This is a genomic window from Cognatilysobacter xinjiangensis, assembly GCF_014651995.1.
GTDB classification, from domain to species: Bacteria; Pseudomonadota; Gammaproteobacteria; order Xanthomonadales; family Xanthomonadaceae; genus Cognatilysobacter; species Cognatilysobacter xinjiangensis.
The window spans coordinates 79,127-97,397 of sequence record NZ_BMXY01000004.1; the positions used below are offsets into that span (position 1 = coordinate 79,127).

The 18,271-nt window shown below is 71.9% G+C and carries 18 protein-coding genes; 6 read left to right on the forward strand and 12 right to left on the reverse strand.

Features of this window, described 5'->3' with window-relative positions:
• Positions 1–44: 44 nt before the first annotated feature.
• The 10 genes from IE066_RS12770 to IE066_RS12815 all read right to left on the reverse strand — a co-directional run bounded on the left by IE066_RS12770 (position 45) and on the right by IE066_RS12815 (position 9,936).
• Positions 45–683 carry a DUF4124 domain-containing protein gene (locus IE066_RS12770; protein ID WP_189450536.1) on the reverse strand — a complete coding sequence of 213 codons (639 nt, stop codon included), beginning with the start codon at positions 681–683 and terminating at the stop codon, positions 45–47.
• The gene (locus tag IE066_RS12775) at positions 680–1,393 is read right to left on the reverse strand and encodes a DUF4124 domain-containing protein (RefSeq protein WP_189450538.1); all 714 of its coding nucleotides are present in this window, start codon (positions 1,391–1,393) and stop codon (positions 680–682) included. Before IE066_RS12775 ends, IE066_RS12770 begins: the two co-directional genes overlap by 4 nt.
• A gap of 64 nt (positions 1,394–1,457) precedes the next feature.
• Entirely contained in the window at positions 1,458–2,018 is a 561-nt protein-coding gene (tsaC, locus tag IE066_RS12780) for an L-threonylcarbamoyladenylate synthase type 1 TsaC (RefSeq protein WP_189450878.1), read from the reverse strand.
• Positions 2,018–2,623, reverse strand: coding sequence for a DUF1294 domain-containing protein (locus IE066_RS12785; protein WP_189450540.1), 606 nt, complete (start codon positions 2,621–2,623; stop codon positions 2,018–2,020). The genes tsaC and IE066_RS12785 overlap by 1 nt, the downstream gene beginning before the upstream one ends.
• A 10-nt stretch (positions 2,624–2,633) precedes the next feature.
• Positions 2,634–5,144 carry a DNA topoisomerase I gene (locus IE066_RS12790; RefSeq protein WP_189450543.1) on the reverse strand — a complete coding sequence of 837 codons (2,511 nt, stop codon included), beginning with the start codon at positions 5,142–5,144 and terminating at the stop codon, positions 2,634–2,636.
• A gap of 182 nt (positions 5,145–5,326) precedes the next feature.
• Entirely contained in the window at positions 5,327–6,265 is a 939-nt protein-coding gene (locus IE066_RS12795; protein WP_189450545.1) for an RDD family protein, read from the reverse strand.
• A 4-nt stretch (positions 6,266–6,269) separates the two neighbouring features.
• A complete protein-coding gene (locus tag IE066_RS14965; RefSeq protein ID WP_189450547.1) occupies positions 6,270–6,998 on the reverse strand; it encodes a GYF domain-containing protein in 729 nt (242 codons plus the stop codon).
• A gap of 42 nt (positions 6,999–7,040) precedes the next feature.
• A complete protein-coding gene (locus IE066_RS12805) occupies positions 7,041–7,529 on the reverse strand; it encodes a Smg family protein (protein WP_189450549.1) in 489 nt (162 codons plus the stop codon).
• Between the two features lie 70 nt (positions 7,530–7,599).
• A complete protein-coding gene (dprA, locus tag IE066_RS12810) occupies positions 7,600–8,721 on the reverse strand; it encodes a DNA-processing protein DprA (protein WP_189450551.1) in 1,122 nt (373 codons plus the stop codon).
• Positions 8,722–8,796: 75 nt separating this feature from the next.
• Positions 8,797–9,936: a LysM peptidoglycan-binding domain-containing protein gene (locus IE066_RS12815; protein ID WP_189450880.1), complete on the reverse strand. Its 1,140-nt coding sequence runs from the start codon at positions 9,934–9,936 to the stop codon at positions 8,797–8,799.
• A gap of 210 nt (positions 9,937–10,146) precedes the next feature.
• Between IE066_RS12815 and def the strand changes: the two genes are divergently transcribed.
• The 4 genes from def (at position 10,147) to IE066_RS12835 (ending at position 14,894) form a co-directional block, all read left to right on the forward strand.
• The gene (def, locus tag IE066_RS12820; protein WP_189450554.1) at positions 10,147–10,653 is read left to right on the forward strand and encodes a peptide deformylase; all 507 of its coding nucleotides are present in this window, start codon (positions 10,147–10,149) and stop codon (positions 10,651–10,653) included.
• 104 nt (positions 10,654–10,757) lie between these two features.
• Complete coding sequence (gene fmt / locus IE066_RS12825; protein ID WP_189450556.1) at positions 10,758–11,678, forward strand: methionyl-tRNA formyltransferase; 921 nt, start codon at positions 10,758–10,760, stop codon at positions 11,676–11,678.
• A 3-nt stretch (positions 11,679–11,681) separates the two neighbouring features.
• Positions 11,682–12,998: a 16S rRNA (cytosine(967)-C(5))-methyltransferase RsmB gene (gene rsmB / locus IE066_RS12830; RefSeq protein ID WP_189450558.1), complete on the forward strand. Its 1,317-nt coding sequence runs from the start codon at positions 11,682–11,684 to the stop codon at positions 12,996–12,998.
• Between the two features lie 186 nt (positions 12,999–13,184).
• Positions 13,185–14,894, forward strand: a complete 1,710-nt coding sequence (locus IE066_RS12835) for an ArnT family glycosyltransferase (protein WP_189450560.1) — start codon at positions 13,185–13,187, stop codon at positions 14,892–14,894.
• Here the strand turns inward: IE066_RS12835 and IE066_RS12840 are convergent.
• Positions 14,854–15,618, reverse strand: coding sequence for a glycosyltransferase family 2 protein (locus IE066_RS12840; protein WP_229790823.1), 765 nt, complete (start codon positions 15,616–15,618; stop codon positions 14,854–14,856). The genes IE066_RS12835 and IE066_RS12840 overlap by 41 nt on opposite strands.
• An 82-nt stretch (positions 15,619–15,700) precedes the next feature.
• Between IE066_RS12840 and IE066_RS12845 the strand changes: the two genes are divergently transcribed.
• Positions 15,701–16,825: a glycosyltransferase gene (locus tag IE066_RS12845; protein WP_189450564.1), complete on the forward strand. Its 1,125-nt coding sequence runs from the start codon at positions 15,701–15,703 to the stop codon at positions 16,823–16,825.
• Here IE066_RS12845 and IE066_RS12850 read toward each other — a convergent pair.
• Positions 16,819–17,739 carry a lauroyl acyltransferase gene (locus tag IE066_RS12850; protein ID WP_189450566.1) on the reverse strand — a complete coding sequence of 307 codons (921 nt, stop codon included), beginning with the start codon at positions 17,737–17,739 and terminating at the stop codon, positions 16,819–16,821. The genes IE066_RS12845 and IE066_RS12850 overlap by 7 nt on opposite strands.
• A gap of 82 nt (positions 17,740–17,821) precedes the next feature.
• On the opposite strand from IE066_RS12850, the gene dtd reads away from it, so the two are divergent.
• On the forward strand, positions 17,822–18,259 hold the full coding sequence (gene dtd, locus IE066_RS12855; protein ID WP_189450568.1) for a D-aminoacyl-tRNA deacylase: 438 nt from the start codon (positions 17,822–17,824) through the stop codon (positions 18,257–18,259).
• Positions 18,260–18,271 lie beyond the last annotated feature (12 nt).

The window sequence follows — 18,271 nt, forward strand, 5'->3', positions numbered from 1 at the left end:
CGATCGCGACATGACTCGCCGGCCTGCAGGTGGGCGCCTCGCGTTCAGCGCGCGCAGACGCTCCCGGCGACGGCTGCATCCACCCGGGCAAGATCGGCGCGGGCCGCGTCGGCACGTTCGGGATCGAAGATCGAGGCCTGCTCGGAGGTGCGTCGCCAGTCGGCCCACGCCGTGCAGCGCTCGGCCTCGGGGACCGGCTCGCAGCGGTCCTGCACCATCTCGCAGGCCTCCGCCGCGCCGGGCCCGCCGTCGAGGCCGCGCGTGGCCACCGGCGCGCAGCGCGAGCTTTCGGCGGACGCGCTGTAGTAACGCTCGGCGCTCGAAGTCAGGCAGACGTAGAGCGGCGGCGCGGGGCGGGGTGGCGTGGCCAGCGTCGTGGCATCGGGCTCGGGGCGAGCGGAGGCCGGCGTACCGGCCGGCCCCGGACTGGCCGTCGTGGCCTGCGGAATTTCGACTACCGGCATCGGCCGCGCGGGCGCCGCCGCTGTTATCGGCGGCGCGGGTGCCGGCGTGGGCACGGGCAGCACGCGCTTCTGCTGCTTCGTGCCTTTTGGACACTTCGCGTCGTTCTGCAGCGTCACTGCGCCATCGGCGGCGACGCAGCGGTAGATCACCGTCTGCGCGGTCGATGCCAGCGGCGCCAGCGCGAGCGCCGCCAGCAGCACGCGCGCCGACCGCCTCATGCGCAGTCCTCGCCGAGGCGCGCGTCGATGCGGCGCTGCTCGCGCTGGATCTCGTCGCGATCGCCCTGCAGCGCGCTGAACCAGCGACGATCCAGCGCCTCGCGCCGGTCGCGCAGCAGGTTGCAGACCTCGGCGGCCGGCAACGGCTGGCAGGTATCGCGCACCCAGGTGCCGGCGCCGCCCAGCGCGACCGGCGTTCGGTAGCCCGGCCCGCGCCAGCGGCGCCCGGCGTCGGCGCGGATCAGCGTGCCGCCCGCGCGATGCTCGACGCGCGCGCCGTAGCCGCCCTCGACCACCGGCGCGCCGACCACGGCGGGATAGCCCAGCGTCCACAGCGGCACCCAGCGCGGATTGCCCTCCGCCGTTTCGCTCGTATAGCGGTCGCCGTCGGGCGTGGTGCATTCGTAGAGCGGGCGCGGCGCGGTGCGGTAGACCACGCGGGTTGGCGGCAGCACGGCAGCGGCATTACCGCGCTTTGCAGGCGCCGCGGGCGCGGCGACGACACGCCGCGCCGGTGGATCCGTCGGCCGCAGCATCGAGCGTACTTCCTGGCGCTCGCCGGCCCGGCAGGGCGAATCGCGCAGCGCCAGCTGGCCGCGCGCATCGGTGCAGCGGTAGATGGTCACCTGCGCGGGCGCCGTCGGCGTGGCCGCAGGTGCGGGCAGGGCCACGGTGCCGGCGATGAGCAGGACGGGCAGGAGGCGCGACATGGGCGGATCTTGCGCCGCTGCCCGTGACGGCGGAAGCCGCCCGTCGACCGGCGTTCGCACCGGTTCAGCCGCGCAGCACCGCGCCGGTGACGGCGTCGCGGATGGTCGAGGGCGTTTCGCGGCCGCCCGTCTCGCCCTCGCAGACGCCATCAACCAGCGCCAGCAGCGCGGGCGAGAGGTCCTCGCGACGACGCGCCGCAGGCTCGCCGGACAGGTTCGCGCTGGTGGACACGATCGGTCCGCCCAGCCGCGCGCACAGCGCCGCGACCACGGGATGCGCACTCACCCGCAGCGCGATGCCCGCCTGCCCGCCGGTGACCCACGCGGGCGCCGCGCGCGAGGCCGGTACCACCCAGGTATTCGGGCCGGGCCAGCTGGCGAACACGCGTTTGCGGGCTGCGTCGTCGAGTGCCGACCAGTCCGCCACCGCGTCGAACTGCGCGGCATCCGCGCCAACCAGGATCAGCCCCTTTTCCACGGGGCGACGCTTGATCGCCAGCAGGCGATGCACCGCTTCGCCGTCGAACGGTATGCAGCCCAAGCCCCACACGCCTTCGGTCGGGTAGGCGAGCACGCCGCCTCGGATCAGCAGCGCGACGGACGTCGGCACGTTCAGCGCCTCCATCAGCCCGGCCACGCGCCCTTGTGGCGCATCACCGCGAATGCGACGAGCCCGGCGAGATTGAGCACGATGGTCGCGACGTACGTGCCGACGAACTCGTCCTTGCTGCGCTTGTGCTGGAAATGCTGCTGCGCGAACGCTGCGCCCGGCCAGCCGCCGACCAGCGCGAGCCCGTGCAGCGTGCTCTCCGGCGTGCGCCGGCCACCGCGCTGCGCGGCCGCCTTGTCGCCGAGGTAGACGAAATACAGCACCGCGCTGGCCGCGGCGTACACGCCGGCCACCTTCCACGGCAGCAGGCCGATCGCACAGGCGGCGGGCAATGCGAGCGCGAACAGCGCGGCGAAACCGGTTGCCCGGAACGGCTTCGTGCGGCGCGGCGGCGGCGCGACGGGCGCGGGCGCATCGGCGAAGCGCACCGCGACCGCATTGCGGCGGCCGCGGCCGTCGACCTCCACCACGTAGTTCAGCAGGTCGCCATCGACCGGGCGCCGGTGCGCGCGGGCGAATGCGCGGATGTGCACGAAGGCGCGCTCGCCGCCGCCGTTCGGCGTGACGAAGCCGAACCCGCGCGCGTCGTTCCAGTCGTGCAGGCGTCCACTCCAGCGCATGCCGGCTCCGTCAGAACGGCGCGTCGTCCGCCTCGACGGCGCGCGTCGAAGCCTTCTTCGCTACGGCCTTCTTCGCCACCGTCTTCGATGCCGCCTTCTTGCCCGTCACCTTCTTCGCGGCTTTCTTCACCGCCTTCTTGGCGACCTTCTTCGTCGCGGCCTTCTTCGCCGGCTTGTCCGCCGTCTTCTTCGCCGCGACCTTCTTGGCCGCCTTCTTCATGAACTTCGCGCGCATCGGCTTGCCGGTCGCTTCCATCATCGCCTGCGCTTCCTCGAGCGTCAGCGATGCCGGATCGCGGTCCTTCGGGATGCGCCCGTTCATGCGGCCATCGGACAGGTACGGCCCGAAGCGCCCGTTGAGCACCTGCAGGTCGATTCCGTCCCACTGCTTGATGATGCGGTTGCGCGCGATCTCTTCCTTCTGCTCGATCAGCTCGACCGCGCGCTCGAAGCCGATCGCATACGGATCGTCTTCCTTCGCCAGCGAGGCATACGTGCTGCCGCGCTTGGCGAACGCGCCGAAGCGGCCGATGCCGACGGTGACCTTCTCGCCGTTGCTCTCGCCCAGGTCGCGCGGCAGCTTGAACAGCTCCAGCGCGTCCTCCAGCGAGATCGAATAGATGCTCTGGCCCGGGCGCAGCGAGGCGAACTGCGGCTTCTCCTCATCCTCGCTGGTGCCGATCTGCACCAGCGGGCCGAACTTGCCGATGCGCGCGCTCACCGGGCGGCCCGACTTCGGATCGTCGCCGAGCACGCGCACGCTACCCGCGTCGGTGCGGTCGATGTTGTCCTTCTTGTCGTCGACGAGCGTCTTGAAGGACTTCCAGAAACGCTCCATCAGCGGCACCCAGTCCTCCTCGCCGCGGCTTACCGCGTCGAGCTCGTCCTCGAGCTTGGCGGTGAAGTCGTAGTCGACGTACTGGGTGAAGTGCGCGGACAGGAACTTGCTCACCGCGCGCCCGACGTCGGTCGGCCGGAAACGGCGGTTCTCGAGCTCGACGTACTTGCGCGCCTGCAGCGTGCCGATGATCGACGCGTACGTCGACGGGCGGCCGATGCCGTATTCCTCGAGCGCCTTCACCAGCGAGGCTTCGGAGAAGCGCGGCGGCGGCTCGGTGAAGTGCTGGTCGGCGACGACGCGGTTGAGCGGCAGGCGATCGCCCGTCTTCATCGCCGGCAGCTTGCGGCCTTCCTCGTCGTCCTCCGCGCTCTTCGTGTCCTTGCCTTCCTCGTAGACGGCGAGGAAACCGGGATCGACGATCGTCGTGCCGGAGACGCGGAATGAATGCTCGCTGCCCGCGGCCAGGTCGACGCTCACGGTGTTCATCGTCGCCGGCACCATCTGCGAGGCCACCGCGCGCTTCCAGATCAGTTCGTACAGGCGGCGTTCGTCGTCGGGCAGGTACTTCGCCACCGACGCCGGCGTGCGCAGCGCGGAGCTGGGGCGGATCGCCTCGTGGGCTTCCTGCGCGTTCTTCGATTTGGTCGTGTAGGTGTTCGGCTTGTCCGGGACGGCGCGCGTGCCGAAGTCGCGTGCGATCACGTCGCGGATCTCGACGATCGCGTCCTGCGACAGGTTCACCGAGTCGGTACGCATGTAGGTGATCAGGCCGACGGTGCCTTCGGCGCCGATGGGCAGGCCTTCATACAGCTTCTGCGCGACCTGCATCGTGCGGCGCGTGGTGAAGCCGAGCTTGCGCGCGGCCTCCTGCTGCAGCGTCGAGGTGATGAACGGCGGCGACGGGCGACGCTTGCGCTCCTTGCTGGTCACGTCGGTGACCTGCAGCATGCCGGCGGCGTCGCGAACGATGCGGTCGCGCGCGGCATGCGCGTCGGTTTCGTTGGTCAGGGTGAACTGCTCGACCTTCTTCCCGTCGAGCTTCGTCAGCTTGGCGTTGAACTGCTGCGACGGATGCGCGACCTCGCCCTCGATCGTCCAGTACTCGCGGGCGACGAAGGCTTCGATCTCCTCCTCGCGCTCGACGATCATGCGTAGCGCCGGCGACTGCACGCGGCCCGCGGACAGCCCGCGCTGGACCTTGCGCCACAGCACGGGCGAGAGGTTGAAGCCCACCAGGTAGTCCAGCGCGCGGCGCGCCTGCTGCGCGTCGACCAGCGGCTCGGCGATCGCGCGCGGGCGGGTCATCGCCTCCTTGATCGCGCGCGGGGTGATCTCGGTGAACACCACGCGCTCGAGCGAGCGGTCCTTGAGCAGCCCGCGCTCCTTCAGGATCTCCGCGATATGCCAGCTGATCGCCTCGCCCTCGCGGTCCGGGTCGGTCGCCAGGTAGAGGTGCTCGGCGCCCTTGGCAGCCTTGGCGATCGCGTCGACGTGCTTCTCGTTCTTGTCGATGAGCTCGTAGCGCATGGCGAAGCCGCGCTCGGGATCGACCGCGCCCTCCTTGGGGACAAGGTCGCGCACATGGCCATAGGAGGCGAGGACGGTGAAGTCCTTGCCGAGGTACTTGTTGATCGTCTTGGCCTTGGCGGGCGACTCGACGATGAGGAGGTTCTTGGCCATGGGGGCACCAAAGGGGCGGGTGGCCCGGAATCCGGTCGCGCGAAGGGTCCGCGCTAGCGTGAAAAAGGGACGTGGAAAAGCGGCGACGCCCGCGGAAGGGTCCGCGGGCGTGGCGTGCACTATATCTAGTGTCATCACGCGGCGGTCGGGGCTGTCAAGCCGGGGCCGCTGCGCGGGGCAGGCTATCGGCCCATGCCGGCGCCCAGTGCGGTGATGAAGAAGCCGATCAGGAGGATGTAGCCCACGACGAACAGAGCCGAGATGCAGAGGATGACGATGGTCACCGTGCCCAGTTCGTGTCGCTGACGCTCCGGATGCGCTGTGAAGGCCCATTTGTCCACCACCAGCGTGCTGCAGAGCATGTCGTGCAGGGCGCGCTTGCGGTCGGTGAAGCCGGCCATCATCAGGCCGATGCCGAGCGGGATGCTGGACAGGATCAGGCCGAAGTACCGGCCGAAGCCGCGCCAGAACGAGATGTGTCCGCCGTGCTCGTCGGTGACCTTGATACCGACCGCCATCTTGCCCAGCGACGCCTGGTTGGCCGAGGCATGGAAGAAGCCGTAGTAGACGGCCGCCAGCACCAGCGGCGACAGGTACATCACCAGAACGCCCAGGATGCCGGCGCCGGTCGCGAACATCTCCGAAGGATTGCTGCTCACGGCCGCCATGCCGCCGAAAACCACGCCCGCGACGACCATCTGCACGGCGAATCCCGCGATGCCGACGATGAAGCTGTCGATCGTGTACGCCGCGAAGCGCTTCCAGAAGCCGGCATATACCACCTCGCCGTCGGTCACCGCCGATGCGTAGCCGTGACCCAGGGCCGCCGACGGTGCGGAATAGGGCGAGGCCGGCTGCACGCGCTCGACGACTTCGTAGGGATTGCCACCGCCCGGCGTGTCATCGCGGGCGATGGCGAAACTGGCACGGGCGGGCGTGGCGACGGGGCCGCCGAGCACCTCGGCCATCACCTCGCGCCAGGGCTTCCAGTCCGGCATGCCTTCGCGCCAGACCAGGATCTCCGGCGCGAGCTGGCCGTTGTTGTGGAGCAGCTCGAGGTCGCTGGCGGCGACCGGGCCGAGGCGGTTGCGCTGCGTATCGCTGTAGTACCAGGCGGTCATGGCGTCATTCGTCTCCGGAACGGCATTGCATGCGTCGATAGCGGTCGGGCAGGTCGCCGCCGGTGCAGTCCCAGGGCTGGCCCGTGGTGGCGGGTGCTGCGTACACGAGGGTTTTGCCGTCGACCTTCGGATGCACGCCCTGCAGGGTGATGCGGAAGGCGCAGCGGGCGCCGTCGACTTCGCCGAAGTCGATGCCGTCGGCGGCTTCGATGCCGGCCTCGTCCGCGTCGTCCGGGCAGCGGCCGAGGCGCGCCTGCGCGGCCTCGACGTGCGGCGCGATCGCGGCGGCGCGCACGTCCGCCGCGGCCGCGACCTTGGCGCGGATCGTGTACTCCTGATAGGCCGGCAGCGCGATCGCGGCGAGGATGCCGAGCGTCGGCACGGCCAGCGCCCCCACGACGATCAGCGCGATCAGGCAGCCCGACATGCCGCGCTTCGGCGGCGGCGCCGGACGCGCGTAGCCGGCCGGGCCGCGGGCGGGCGACGCGGCGTAGGCGGGCGTCGTCGACACCGGCGCGCCGGGCGGCAACGGGGGCGGCAGGCGGGTATCGGGCGTCACCGACAGCAGGTCGAGCTCCTCGCCCACGCGATCCAGCGGCTGCCATTCGCGCAGGCCGTCGCGCCACACCAGCGTGTCCAGCTGGATGCGGCGGTCGCGGTAACGGTTGCGCAGTTCTTCGGCCGACAACGGCCCGACGCGACCCTGTGCCGGGTCGTGGTAGTACCAGTCCAAATCGATCCCCCGGACGAGGGCCTCTCCCCAGAGGCCTGCCGCCTAATGTACCGGCTCAGCCTCGTCGTCGAACATCTGCGTCTGCATCCAGGCGTACGCGGCCTCGCTGCCGGGCTGGTTGAACAGCACCATCAGCACGACCCACTTGAGGTCGTCGAGGTCGATGCGCTCCTGCTCCAGCGCCAGCGCGCGGTCGAGCACCAGCTCGCGCTGGCCGGCGTCGAGCACGCCGTGCTGCTCGAGGAACATCAGGAAGCCGCGCGCGTCGGTGTCGAGTTTCTCGACCTCGGCGGCGGCGAACACGCGCACGGGGCCGCCGGCCCGCGCGGGCTGCGGCGCAGCGCGCGACTGCGCCAGCGCGTCCAGCCAGTCGAAGGCCTTGTGGATCTCGTCGGCCGAGAACCCGGCCTCGGTCAGTTCGGCGAGCAGCGTCGAGCCCTGCCGCGCCTCTGCGTCGGCAGGCAGGTCGGTGTCGTCGTCGAGGACGTGTTCGAAGAGATAGAGCAGTACGTCGAGGATGCTTTCTTTCATTTCCCTCGGCCTGCGCCGCCGGGCGGCGCGGTGGGTCCGGACCCCGTTTCGCGAGGGAGCAGCCGGGACTTCACGCCACGCGGAAGAACCGTCCGTGCTGCTGGGCCACGCGACCCTCCAGCTCCATCACCAGCAGCATGGAGGACAGCCTGGAGGGCGTCAATCCGGTGCGCTCGATGAGCTGGTCCATATCCGTGGGGTCGAAGCCGAGCACTTTCCACAAAACCTCGTGGTCGGACCCCGGCATCGCGGCATCGTTGCTGGCCGTCCATTCATCCGCGGCCGGCGCCGGACGATCGAGCTCGCGGCGGTGCGCGGCGGCTTCCTCGGCGGCGGCCGCGCCCAGTTGCTCGATGACGTCTTCGGGCGACTGCACCAGCGTGGCGCCGTCGCGGATCAGCCGGTGGCAGCCTCGCGCCAGCGGATTGCGGATCGAGCCGGGCAGGGCGAACACCTCGCGGCCCGCATCGGCGGCCAGGCGCGCGGTGATCATCGCGCCCGAGCGCTCGGCCGCCTCGACGACGACTGTCCCGAGGCACAGCGCGGCCAGCAGGCGGTTGCGGCTGGGAAAGTGCTCGCGGCGCGGGCCGGTACCGGGCAGGTGCTCGGTGACCAGCGCGCCCGCCTCGGCGATGCGGCGGTGCAGCTCGGTGTTCGAGCGCGGGTAGACGACGTCCGGCCCGGTGCCGAGCACCGCCACGGTGCCGCCATCCACGGCGAGCGTGGCGGCATGCGCGGCGGCGTCGATGCCCGCGGCCAGCCCACTGCCGACCACGAAGCCGGCGCGGGCGAAGGCGCGTGCGAACTCGGCGGCGTGTTCGCGCCCGGCCGGCGTCGGGCCGCGGCTGCCGACCACCGCGATCGCCGGTCGCCACAGCAGCGCGGGGTCGCCGGCGACGCAGAGCGCCAGCGGCGGGCTGGCGGCATGACGCAGCGCCGGCGGGTAGTCGGGATCGTTGAAGGCAAGCAGGCGATGGCCGGGCGCCGCCAGCCAGCGCGAAACCGCGTCGAGCATCGTCGCGTCCGGGCGCCGCAGCGCGGCGGCCTGCGCGCCGCTTACGCCACTGGCCGACCACAGCGACGGGTCGCGCAGCGCGGCCCGCGCATTGCCGGCGGCTTCCAGCAGCGCCCGCCGCGGGGCCAGCGGGCCGCCGGCGGCGATCAGGGTGGCGAGGGCGAGGGCGTCGGACATGCGCCCAGCCTCGCCCCGAAACGACGACGGCGCCCTCGGGCGCCGTCGCGTATCGCTGTAGGAAAACTCCGAACGTCAGTTCGCGGCGTCCGGATGCTTCAGTTCCTGGCCGACGCGGGTCTGGCGGATGCCGTCCATCACCAGCGCGTAGCTGACCTTGTCGAAGGTGCGGAACACCATCACGTGGCTGGCGAACTCGTCGGGCAGGCGCACGCGGTCGGCGCGGGCGATGGTGTCGGCATCGCGGTCGGCACCCTTGGCGACGCGGTCGGGCACGGTGCTGCCCACGCGCCAGGTCGAGAACACGGTGCCGTTGTCGACACCGTCGCGGGCACCCACCGACAGCGCGATCACGTCGTGGCGGCCGCCGTTGGCGAGCTGGTCGGCGACGGCCAGCACCTGCGCGCGGCCGTATTCGAACTGCGCCTTGGGCGGATGCGGGAAGAACTGCAGGTCGTAGGGCTGCGGCTCGACCGGAATCAGGCGATCGCCGACGCGGACCTCGCGGCCGTTGCCGTCCAGCACCAGCGTGGCGGCCTCGTAGCCGCCGGCCGCGCGGCTCACCGTGCCGGTGGCCTGCTGCATCAGCTCGTAGCCGAGGATCTCGCTGCCCTTGTCCGGAGTGACTGCGTTCGTCCAGAAGTTCGCGCCGTCCAACGTGCGACGGCCGCGGAAATCGAGGTCGTCGGTGTGGAAGAGGTCGCAGCACTGGGTGCGGTCGAGGTGCGAATAGCGCACCGTCGGGCGGACCACCGCCCAGCGCTGGCCGGGCTGCGCGTCGACGCCCTTGACGTAGACGACCTGCCCGCCGGTGCTGCGCAGGCGGTCCTCCTCGATGCCGACGACGTAGGGCAGGCCCTCGATGTCGTCGACCACGCGCAGGTTCTTCAGGAAGGGCTCGACTTCCGACAGCGGAACGCCGGTAAGCGGCGCCTCGGTGCGGGCGCCCGGCTGGACGGCGACACGGTCGAGATAGGCCAGCGAGATCACGTCGCCCGGATAGATCAGGTGCGGGTTGCGGATCTGCGGATTGGCCTGCCAGATCTCCGGCCACAGCCACGGCTTCTTGAGGAAGCGCGCGGAGATGTCCCAGAGCGTGTCACCGCGCTTGACGGTGTAGGTGTCCGGATGTCCGTCGCGGAAATCCGCCGAAACGGCGTACGCGGCGACGGTCAGCAGCGCGGCGGCAGCCACCGCGCGGAACGATTTCATCATGGCCATGGACCTGATTCCCCAGCAGGCTAGCCCCTTCCTTGAAGGGCTTCGGCACTATAGCCCAGCCCGCAGCGGCCGGCGCAATGCCCGCCAGGCGGTAGAATGGCGCCCCGTCTTGCGGTTGTGACGGTGACCCCCATTTCTTTCGCGCAGCGACCCGCTGCTGCGCGTGCCGCCGCCCGAACCGCCGGCGGCGCCCCGGATCCCGCCATGGCCATTCTCGAAATCCTCGAATTCCCCGACACCCGACTGCGCACGGTCGCCAAGCCCGTGGACCCGGCGGCGGTCACCACGCCGGCCTTCCAGGCCCGCCTCGACGACATGTTCGAGACCATGTACGAGGCGCCCGGCATCGGCCTGGCCGCGAGCCAGGTCGACGTGCATGAGCGCTTCATGGTCATCGACATTTCCGAGGACCGCAGCCAGCCGCTGGTCTTCGTGAACCCGGAGATCCTCGAGCGCGAGGGGGAACAGGTCTACCAGGAAGGCTGCCTGTCGGTGCCGGAGATCTTCGCCGACGTCACCCGCGCCAATTCGATCAAGGTGCGCGCGATCGGACGCGACGGCCAGCCGTTCGAGATGGCCGCCGACGGCCTGCTCGCGGTCTGCATCCAGCACGAGATGGACCACCTCGCCGGCAAGCTGTTCGTCGACTACCTCTCGCCGCTCAAGCGCGAGATGGTGCGCAAGAAGCTGGCCAAGCGTAAGCGCGCCTGACGCGGCGGGCCGCCGCGCGGCCCGCGACGAACCCGCGTGACGTGCGCGATGCCGTCGCGTGCGCGCCGCTATCCTCCGCCGTCGTTTTTCCACGCCGAGTCCGCATGAGAATCGTCTTCGCCGGCACGCCCGAGTTCGCCGTCCCCTGCCTGCGCGCCGCGGCGCAGCGCGGCGAGGTGGTCGCCGTCTACACGCAGCCCGACCGGCCGGCCGGCCGCGGCCGCGGGCTCACGCCGTCGCCGGTGAAGAAGGAAGCGCTGCTGCGCGGCATTCCGGTGCTGCAGCCTGAGAACTTCAAGGCGAAGGTGTCGAAGGACGCGCTGCGCGCGCTGGAGGCCGACGTGATGGTGGTGGTCGCCTACGGCCTGATCCTGCCGCAGTCGGTGCTCGACATCCCCGCGTTCGGCTGCTGGAACGTACATGCCTCGCTGCTGCCGCGCTGGCGCGGCGCGGCGCCGATCCAGCGCGCCATCGAGGCGGGCGACACCGAGACCGGCGTCTGCCTGATGCAGATGGAGAAGGGCCTGGATACCGGCCCGGTGCTGCTGTCGCAGTCGATCACGATCGGCGCCGACGAGACCGGCGGGCAGCTGCACGACCGCCTCGCCGAACTCGGCGCGCAGGTGCTGGCCGACGGCCTCGGCCTGCTGCGCGCGGGTATCCGCCCGGTGCCGCAGCCGCAGCCGGAAGAAGGCGTCACCTACGCGCACAAGCTCGACAAGGCCGAGGCGCGGCTGGACTGGACGCAGCCGGCGCGCGCGCTCGCCAACAAGGTGCGTGCATTCAATCCGTGGCCGATGGCCGAGGCGCAGATCGCCGGCGAGCGCGTGCGCGTGCACGGGGCGATCGCCGTCGACGCCGCGCACGGCGCCGCGCCGGGCACGCTGCTGCGCGCGGGCCGCGAAGGTATCGACATCGCCTGCGGCGACGGGGTACTTCGGGTGCGCGTGCTGCAGCGCGAGGGCGGCCGCGCGATCACCGCCGCGGACTTCCTCAACGCGCGGCAGGACCTGCGCGTCGCGTGACGCATGACTGAGCGCCGGCCCGCGTCCACGGCTGCGCCCGGCGTCGCCACACGCATCGCCGCCGCGCGTGTGCTGGACGCGGTGCTGCACCGGCATCGCTCGCTGCGCGCCGAGCTCGGGCCGGCGCTGTCGACGCTGCCCGATCCGCGCGACCGCGCGCTCGCGGAAGCGATCTGCCTCGCGGTGCTGCGCGCGCCGCAGCGTTACGCGGCCACGCTGGACGCCTGGATGGCCAAGCCGCTGCCGCAGCGCGACGGCCTCGCACGGGCGCTGCTGATCGCCGGCCTCGCGCAGCTCGATCCGCTCGGCCTGCCCGCGCATGCGGCGGTGGCCGCGACGGTCGAATCGATGCGTGCCATCGGGCAGGCGCACCGCGCCGGACTCACCAATGCGCTGCTGCGCCGCGCCGTGCGCGAAGGCGTGCCGGCGGGCGATCCGCGCGCGCACTGGCCGGGCTGGCTGCGCAGTCACATCGAGGCCGACTGGCCCATCGACGCGGACATGATCTACGCTGCCAGCGCCGCACCACCGCCGATGTGGCTGCGTGCGAATCGTCGACGCGGCACTCGGGATGCGTATGCCACGCGGCTCACCGAAGCCGGCGTCGAATTCACGCTGGACGACGATCTGCCCGACGCGCTGCGCCTCGCGCAGGCCGTGCCGGTGGCGACGCTGCCGGGCTTCGCGGAGGGCGACGTGTCGGTGCAGGACGCCTCCGCGCAGGCGGTGGCCGACGTGTTGATGCCGCGCCCCCGCGCGCGCGTGCTCGATGCCTGCGCCGCGCCCGGTGGCAAGACCGCGCACCTGCTCGAACGCGATCCGACCCTGTCGATGACCGCGATCGACGTCGAACCCGCGCGCCTGCAGCAGGTCGACGGCACGCTGCAGCGCCTCGGCCTGCAGGCGCGGCTGGTCGCCGGCGACGCCGCCGATATCGACACGTGGTGGGACGGCACGCCGTTCGACGCGGTACTGCTCGACGCGCCGTGCTCGGCGACCGGAATCGTGCGCCGCCAGCCCGACGTGGTGTTGCACCGTCGCGAGAGCGACCTCGCCGCGCTGCTCGCACTGCAGGCGCGCCTGCTCGACGCGCTGTGGGCCACGCTCGTGCCGGGCGGCACGTTCGTCTATGCGACCTGTTCGATCCTGCAGGACGAGAACGCGCGACAGGTCGAGGCCTTCCTCGGGCGCAGGCCGGATGCGCGCGCGGAGCCGCTGGATGCCCGTTTCGGCCGCGAAAGCGGCGTCGGCCGCCAGGTGCTGCCCGGCGAGCGCGGGCGCGACGGCTTCTTCTACGCACGGCTGCGCAAGGCGGGTTGAACACGCGGCGGTGCGGCGTCGGCGGCATCGCACGCAGGGTCATCGAAGCGCAGGGGAGCAGGGCTCCGTCAGTCGCGGCGTTCGCCACTGACGTGCGTTGTGCGCCTACACGGACCTTCCTGATCGACGGCGGAACCGTGTGACGCGATGAAGGCGGCGCCGCACTGCGCTCCGTATCATCCGCGCATGCTCAAGACCGCCGAATCCCGCGAACGCTGGCTGTTCTGGTTGCTCGCCGTGCTGGTGCTCGGCGCGGGGCTCGGCCTGCGCGACCCTTGGCCGGCCGACGAGCCGCGCTTCGCGCTGGTCGCGCGGCAGATGGTCGAGAGCGGGCAGTGGCTGTTTCCCATGCGCGGCGACGAGCTCTATGCCGACAAGCCGCCGCTCTTCATGTGGCTGCAGGCCGCGGCGCTGGCGCTGGTCGGCAACCTGCGCATCGCCTTCCTGCTGCCGTCGCTGCTGGCCTCGCTCGGCACGCTGTGGCTGGTGCGCGACCTCGGTGCGCGCCTGTACGAGCGTCGCGCGGGCACGCATGCGGGCTGGGCGCTGCTGTTCACCGTCGCCTTCACCTTCCAGGCGCGGCGCGCGCAGATCGATCCGCTGCTGGTCTTCTGGACCACGCTGTCGGCCTACGGGCTTCTGCGGCACCTGCTGCGCGGGCCCGACCTGCCGATGTGGTGGCTGGGCTGGTTCGCCGCGGGCATGGGCGTCATCACCAAGGGCGTGGGCGTGGTCGCGCTGCTGGTGCTGATTCCCGCGGCATTCGCGATCGCACGCGGCTGGCAGGGCATCGGGCCGATGGGCTGGCGCCGGCCGGCGACCTGGCTCGGGCCGCTCGTGCTGCTGCTGCCCGTCGCGCTCTGGGTGGGCCCGATGCTGTGGACCGTCGCGCACAGCCAGGACCCGGCTCTGCACGCGTATGCCGACGACATCCTGCTGCGACAGACGGCGAAGCGTTATGCCGACCCGTGGCATCACCGCCAGCCGGCCTGGTACTTCGTCGAGGTCATGCTGACGCAGTGGATCCCGGCGTGGCTCGCAGTGCCGTTCCTGTGGCGCGACTGGCGCGATGCGCTGCGTGCGAAGGACGCGCGGCTTCTCGTGCTGCTCGGCGGCGTCGTCGCGATCCTGCTGTTCTTCAGCCTCAGCGCCGGCAAGCGCGAGGTTTACATCCTTCCCGCGCTGCCGCTGTTCTGCCTCGCGCTGGGGCCGTGGCTGCCGCAGGTGGTCGAGCGCGTCGCTGCGCGGCGCCTCGCGTTCGCGCTCGCAGCCCTGCTGTCGGCCGTGCTGGGCATCGCCGGGGCGATGGTCGCGTTCGGGCATCCTTCGTTCGAGCAGCGTCTCGACGACATCCGTGGGTTCGCCGGCAGCGGCGATGCGCTGGGTTGGGCGCTGCTCGCGATCGGTGCCTGGGGCGGGGCGATGCTGCTGTTCTTCGGCCTGCGCCGCGGCGTCGCCGCGCTGCTCGGCACCTTCGCCGGGCTGTGGTTGATTGCCGGCCTCGCCATGCAGCCCCTGCTCAACGACGCGAGTTCCGCCCGCGGGCTGATGCGGCGCGCGGGCGCGACGATCGGCGACGACGCCGAGCTGGGCTTCGTGGCATGGAAGGAGCAGAACCTGCTGATGGCCGACCGCGCCGTTCGCACGTTCGGCTTCAAGCGCGATGCCGCGCTGCAACTGCGCGATGCGCTCGACTGGCAGCGCGCGGCACCAGCGACGCGCTGGCTGATGGTGGAAGCGAACGCGCTGGCGCCCTGCATCGATCGCTCCGTTTCCGTGGACCTCGGCATCAGCAACCGTCGCGACTGGTGGCTGGTGCCGGCGCGCGCGGTGCGTTGCGCCCCGGGCGAGGCGCTCACGCCCCCCGCGTCAGCGCCCGAAGAAGACGGTACTTGAGCACCGCATAGCGCGCGTGCAGCAGGTGGAAGCGCCAGCCCGCGGCGCCGTCGACCAGCCCGCCGCGCAGCACGAGGTTCTTGAGCAGGTAGGCGATGCCCGCCGCGAGCGCGCGGCCCGGGCCCACGCGCTTGCCGCGCGCCGCGCGTTCCTCCGCCCACAGCCGCGCGTAGCGCTGCAGCTTGGCCCAGTACTCGGCCTCGCTGCGCGCGGTGTCGTGTTCGAGTTCGACGTCGGACATGCGCACGCGCCGGCCGGTGACGTCGAGGTATTCGTGCACCGGCACGTCGGCATGGCGCAGCTCGCGGCGGAACAGGCGATGCACCGGCTCGCGCGCGAAGCTGCCGGCGCGCATCGCATGGCCGAGGAAGTGCGTGCGCCGGCGCAGCAGCCAGCAGTCGGCGTGCTCGACGTCGCCGGCGAACAGGCGGCGCAGCGCGACCTGTGCCTGCGGCTCCAGCCATTCGTCGGCGTCGAGCAGCAGCACCCAGGGCTGGCGCGTGCGTTCGATCGCCGCGTTCTTCTGCCGCGCGAAGCCGTCCCAGTCGCGGTGCTCGACGCGCGCGCCGAGGCCGCGCGCGATCTCCACCGTGCCGTCCGTCGAGCCGGAATCGAGCACCACCACGTCGTCGCAGACCGCGCGCATCGACGCGATGCAGCGCGCGATGCGGTCGGCCTCGTTGAAGGTGATGACGGCGCCGGACAGCGGCAGGGTGTCGGTCATGAGGGCCACGCGGTTAACCGGCGGCGAGTATAGGCGTGAGTGCCGGCGCGGCTTACGCTGTCGGCCCGAGCAAGGAGCCGCGATGCCCGACCGTCCCGTGCGCGTGATCCATTTCGTCACCGGCGGCTTTTCCGGCGGCGCCACGCAGGTGGCGATCGCGCTGGTCAACGCGCAGCGCGCGGGCGACGCGATCGCGCCGCTGCTGGTGCTGCGGCGCAAGCGGCGCGGCGATCCCGCGCGCATCGCCGAGCTTCGCGATGCCGGCGTGCCGCTTGAGGTCGTGAGCGGCGCGACGCATCTGTCCACCGTTCTCGCGCTCGCGCGCCTGTGCCGGCGCTGGAAGCCCGACGTGCTGGTCGCGCACGGTTTCTCCGAGCACCTGTGGGGCCGCTACGCCGGGCTGCTGGCGAAGGTGCCGGCGCTGGTGCACGTCGAGCACAACACGCGCGAGCGCTACACGCGCTGGCGCCTCGCGCAGACGCGCTGGCTGGCGCGGCGCACGGCGCGCATCGTCGGCTGCTCCGAAGGCGTGCGTCAGGTGCTGCTGGGCATGGGCATGCCGGACGCACGCACGATCGCGATTCCCAACGGCGTGCGCGTCGAGCCGTTCGCGCAGGCCGACGCGCATCCGCTCGCCGCGCGCGAGCCCGGCATCCTGATGGTCGCGCGCTATTCCAAGCAGAAGGACCACGCGACGCTGGTGCGCGCCGTCGCGCTGCTGCGCGAGCGCGGGCTTTCGCCCCCGGTGTTGTTCGCCGGCGCCGGGAAGCCCGCGCACCGCGGCCCGGTCGAACGGCTCGTGCGCGAGCTGGGGCTCGACGGCCAGGTGCAGCTGCTCGGCCTGCATCGCGACGTGCCGGGTCTGCTGATGCGCCACCGCATCTGCGTGCTGTCCACGCACTACGAAGGCATGCCGCTGGCGCTGATCGAGGGCATGGCCGCGGGCTGCGCGGTGGTCGGCAGCGCGGTGCCGGGCGTGCGCGAGACTTTGCGCGACGACGTCGACGGGCGACTGGTGCCCGAGAACGATCCGGTCGCGCTCGCCGACGTGCTCGAACGTTTGCTTCGCGACGACGCGTACGCCACGCGACTCGCCGCCGCTGCGCGCGAGACCGCGCTCACGCGCTACAGCCGCGAGCGCATGAACGCGGCCTACGAGGCGATGCTGCTGGACGTCGCGCGCGAGGCCGGCGCTCCGGCTCAGTAGCAGTCCGGCCAGTACGGATTCGTGCCGTCGGGCTGGATCGAGAAGCGCTTGTAGGTCCACTGGTACTGCGCGGGATCGCGCCGCGCGACCTGCTCGACCGCGCGGTTGAGCGCGGCCACCGAAGTCGCGACGTCGCGGTCGGCGACCTGCGCCGGCGCGGGTTCGACGTGCAGCGCGAAGCGCGGGCCGTCGTCGTCCTCGCCGATGCGCTCGCACCAGGCCATCAGCACCGTCGCGCCGGTGCGCGCGGCGAGCCGACCGGGCAGGCTCATGGTGAGCGCGGGGCGATCGAAGAACGGCGCGAACTCGCCGTCGCCCTGCTTGGGCTGCTGGTCGGGCAGGATGCCGACCACGCCGCCGCCCTGCAGCCACTTGAACAGCTGGCGCGCGCCCGCCGCCTCGGCGCGGATCTGGGTGACGCGCGAGGCATCGCCGTGCGCGGCACGCACGCGGTTGAGGAAGGCGTCCATCACCGGCGATTCCGGCGGCGCGTACAGGATCGCCAGCGGCGTGCGCGAGGCCAGCCACTGGTTCAGCAGCTCCCAGTTGCCGTAGTGCGGCGCGATGACGATCACGCCGCGGCCGGCGGCGATCGCGGCGTCGAGGTGCGCGCTGCCGATGTGCTCGTCGATGCGGGAAAGATTGCGCGCCGGCGGCGTGGTCCACAGCCGCAGCGTCTCCAGCGTCTGCCGCGCGGTGGTGCGCAGGATCCCGCGGCGCAGCGCCTCGCGTTCGCTGGGCAGCAGGTCGGGGTAGGCGAGCTCGAGGTTGCGGGCGGCCACGCGCGCCTCGCGGCGGTCCCGGCGCAGCGTGCGTTCGGCGAGGGCGTCGCCCAGGGCGGCGAGCAGCCGCCACGGCAGCCGGGCGAGCGCGTAGGCGAAGGCGTGGAGCAGGGCGGCGAGCAGGCGCGTCATCCGGCCAAGTCTACGGATCGGGCGGTCGACGGCCGCGCGCCGCCGGCTGCTAGCCTTGTCGGCCGCATCCTCGGAGGCCCGCATGCTCGCCCTGATCCAGCGCGTCGCCCGCGCCGACGTGACCGTCGACGGCGCCACCGTGGGGGCGATCGGCCCCGGCCTGCTGGCGCTGGTGGGCGTCGAGCCGGGCGACGGCGAGGCGCAGGTCGCGCGGATGGCGCAGCGGCTGCTGGGCTACCGGGTATTCGCGGACGAGGCGGGTCGCATGAACCTCGGGCTGGGCCAGACCGGCGGCGGGCTGCTGCTGGTCAGCCAGTTCACGCTGGCGGCCGATACGTCCTCCGGCATGCGCCCGGGCTTCCAGACCGCGGCCCCGCCCGAGGTCGCTGAACCCCTCTTCAATCGCCTCGTGGAAACCTGCCGCGCCACCCATCCGGTGGTGGAAACGGGGCGTTTCGGGGCCCATATGGTGGTCAGCCTGGTCAACGACGGCCCGGTCACCTTCCTGCTGCGGGCCTGACCCGCTCAGCTT